Here is a 2925-nt window from a genome sequence, read left to right as displayed (position 1 = left end):
TAGGGCAGGCAGTGTGCGTAGTCCCAGGTCTCCATGCCCGGGTCCGAGGCCCAGCGTTCGAGGTCCATCCCGGCGTGCTCAGCCTCGTGCGCGCGGCCTCCTCGAACGCGCCGCGCGGCGTCTCACGGGAGCCGAAGTCGACGACGTCGTGGCCGAACGGCCATGCCGACGAGCCAGTCACCGAGGACCCGCACCGTGCGGTTCCAGGTGGGGATCTGGGTCGCGTAGTAGGCGCGCCGCAGCGTCCAGGCGAGCGAGCCGTTGACCTTGCGCCCCAGCACCTCGCCGACGGCCTTGTTCTTGCCGAGGGTGACGAACTCGCCCCTGCTGTTGTAGCGGAACGGCTTCACCGCCTCGCCACGCAGCGTGAACAGGAGGTTGTCGCCGAGCTGCTGTGCCTGCCGTACGGCGTACTGGGCCGTCGGCGGGCAGGTGCCGCCGCTTTCCGGGTCGGGCACGGCCGCGCAGTCGCCCGCCGACCACACGTTCGGATATCCGGTCACCCGCATCGTGTCGTCCACGACCAGCCTGCCTCCGTCGTCCACCGGCAGTCCGAGCCGCCCGACCACCGACTGCGGCCGCGTTCCGGCGACCCAGACCAGCGTGTCGGCCGAGAACTTCGTGCCGTCGGAGAGCTGGAGCACGCCCTCCTCGGCCGATTCCAGCAGCGTGTTGAGCCGGATGTCGATGCCCCGCGCGGTCAGCTCCGTGGTCGCGAGCTCGGCCAGGTCCCGGCTCACCGTGCCCAGGATGCGGTCCACCGCCTCCACCAGCACCCACCGCATCTCCGTGCGGTCGAGTTCCGGATAGCCCTCGAGGACGTCCATCGCCATGTCCTGCAACTCGGCGATGGCCTCGACGCCGGTGTAACCGCCGCCGACGAAGACGAAGGTCAACGCGCGCCTGCGGAACTCGGGATCGTCGCTGGCCGCCGCGATCTCCATCTGACCGAGCACCCGGTCGCGCAGGTGGGCGGCCTCGGCCAGCGAGTTGAAGCCGATGCCGTGCTCGGCGAGCCCTGGGATCGGCAGCAGTTTGGACGTGTTGCCCAGGCCGAGTACCAGCTCGTCGTAAGGCAGTTCCAGCGGCTCGCCCGCCTCGGGCTCCACCGTGGCGATCCGCCGGTCGGTGTCGAGGCCGGTCAAGGCCCCTGCGATGAACCGGGTGCCGCGCAGAGCCGCGCGCAGCGGGACCACGGCGTGCCTCGGTTCGAGGGTTCCGGAGGCGACCTCGGGCAACAACGGGCGGTACACCATGAAGTTCTCGGGGTTGACCACCGTCACCTCGGCCTCGCCCTCACGCAGGCACTTCTGCAGCCGCAACGCCGTGTAGAGGCCGACGTAGCCGCCTCCGACGATCACAATCCGTTTCGGCACACGGACCTCCTAGCCACCGTTGACGAGGTAGACGATCAGGTACGCGAGGAAGAACCCCGCGATCAGCGCCACGGACACCACGATGGTCACGACCCAGGCCGTGGACATCGCCTTCGACTGCCGGGGTTCGCGATGCGTGGTCCCCGATGTCTGCGCCGAATCCGGCGGCGTCTCGCCCGGCGGCACACCGCCACCGGCCTCAAGACCCGGCGTCGTCCGCGGGTCGGGGTCAGGCCCCTGCGAGGTCATGACAACGCCTCCGTTCGCTCCGCGGTCGCCCGTGGATCCGCCCACGGAGTACCCGGACGGGCGAGGGTCAACCCGGCGTTTCACCCGGCCGGCCCACGGGTAGCCGCCGAGTTCCGCGGTGCGTGGGCCTACGGGCCGCACCGGCCGCGAGGACCAGCGAGCACCAGCCCGAGAGGAGCGCGCGGATGCACCGCGACAGCGACACGCACAGTCCCCGCGAGGACGACGAACTCAAGGCCGAGATGCAGGGCATGCTGAAGGGCAACCGTCCGAGCAGGGCCGAGGAGTGGCGCGACCCGGAGCCGCCCGCTGACGACGACCCGCCGGTGCCCGGCTTCGGCGAGGACATGGCCGAGGGCCGCGACGAGGTCTGACCGCACGTCGAGCGTCCGGCGCACGCGAGGATGCGCGCGGGTGACCAGCCGCGCGCGAGCGTGACGAGCCGCGCGCCGAACGGGCCGTCCCGGGAGTCACGTTCCGGGGAGCCCGCTCGGCGCGCGGCTCGTCGTTCGCGGGTGCCGGGGACGGCACCCGCGACAGTGAGTCTGGTGTGGACGGTTTACTCGCGCCCTCGCACGATCGTGGGTTCCAGATCGTCGTCCTCGTCGAGGACGGTGACACCTCCGGCGGCGCCCGTCATGCCCGCCACCGTTCCGGAATCAGCGGTGTCGGGAACCTCCGGCTGTGCCGCGTCGGGGTGGTGGTGCATCGGTGTCTCCTTTCGACTGCCTGATGATCTTGGATATACCCCGGCAAAGAGACGAAAAACACACCACACCGTGGCCTCGAACGGCTGAAAATCGGTCAAGTGACGCTGAACGGCGAGGGGCACACCGATGACGCCAACGCCGGCGGTCAGTGCTCGTTCGCGGCGGCCCACTCCCTGAAGCGTGCCGCGAACTCGACCTCCCACGCCGGAGGTTCGGCCGTTTCCCGCAGGTCGTCCAGGGCAGGGTCGACGACCGCGGCGCCGGTGGCCAGGCAGTTGCGCAGCGCCCGCAGGTCGGCCACGAGGTCGTCGACAGCGGCGGCCTCGGCGGTATCGGCAGCGAGGTCGGCGGCACCAGGAGCAGCGGCGGCGTAACCGACGGCTGCGTGACCAACGGCGGCGTGACCAACGGCGGCGTGACCAACGGCGGCGTCACCAGCCGCGACGTCACCAGCGGCGGCGTCACCAGCGGCGTTGGCGGCAACGGAACCAGCGGCGACGGCAACGCGGCCAGCGGCGGCGTCACCGGTAGGGGCACCGGTGTCCTCGGCCACGGTGGCTCGCCGGGCCACCGCGGCCGGGTACGCGGCG

The 2925-nt window shown here is 71.2% G+C and carries 4 protein-coding genes and 1 pseudogene; 1 reads left to right on the top strand and 4 read right to left on the bottom strand.

The annotated features are described in order from the left end of the window. Positions 1-91: 91 nt before the first annotated feature. Together SACSA_RS0112030 and SACSA_RS0112025 are read right to left on the bottom strand one after the other, a co-directional pair. Positions 92-1376, bottom strand: a pseudogene (locus tag SACSA_RS0112030) (NAD(P)/FAD-dependent oxidoreductase); the annotation flags it as partial. A gap of 9 nt (positions 1377-1385) precedes the next feature. Further along, the gene (locus SACSA_RS0112025) at positions 1386-1625 is read right to left on the bottom strand and encodes a DUF6480 family protein (RefSeq protein WP_019816167.1); all 240 of its coding nucleotides are present in this window, start codon (positions 1623-1625) and stop codon (positions 1386-1388) included. A 185-nt stretch (positions 1626-1810) separates the two neighbouring features. Between SACSA_RS0112025 and SACSA_RS0112020 the strand changes: the two genes are divergently transcribed. Beyond that, positions 1811-1999 carry a hypothetical protein gene (locus SACSA_RS0112020; protein WP_019816166.1) on the top strand — a complete coding sequence of 63 codons (189 nt, stop codon included), beginning with the start codon at positions 1811-1813 and terminating at the stop codon, positions 1997-1999. Positions 2000-2184: 185 nt separating this feature from the next. Here the strand turns inward: SACSA_RS0112020 and SACSA_RS25245 are convergent, their stop codons facing one another. Together SACSA_RS25245 and SACSA_RS22655 are read right to left on the bottom strand one after the other, a co-directional pair. Further along, positions 2185-2334 carry a hypothetical protein gene (locus SACSA_RS25245; RefSeq protein WP_019816165.1) on the bottom strand — a complete coding sequence of 50 codons (150 nt, stop codon included), beginning with the start codon at positions 2332-2334 and terminating at the stop codon, positions 2185-2187. A 146-nt stretch (positions 2335-2480) separates the two neighbouring features. Further along, complete coding sequence (locus SACSA_RS22655; RefSeq protein WP_157596831.1) at positions 2481-2888, bottom strand: hypothetical protein; 408 nt, start codon at positions 2886-2888, stop codon at positions 2481-2483. Between the last annotated feature and the right edge of the window lie 37 nt (positions 2889-2925).

The organism is Saccharomonospora saliphila YIM 90502 (genome assembly GCF_000383795.1).
In the GTDB taxonomy this organism is placed as follows: Bacteria; Actinomycetota; Actinomycetes; order Mycobacteriales; family Pseudonocardiaceae; genus Saccharomonospora; species Saccharomonospora saliphila.
This window is presented reverse-complemented; position numbering and strand designations above follow the sequence as displayed.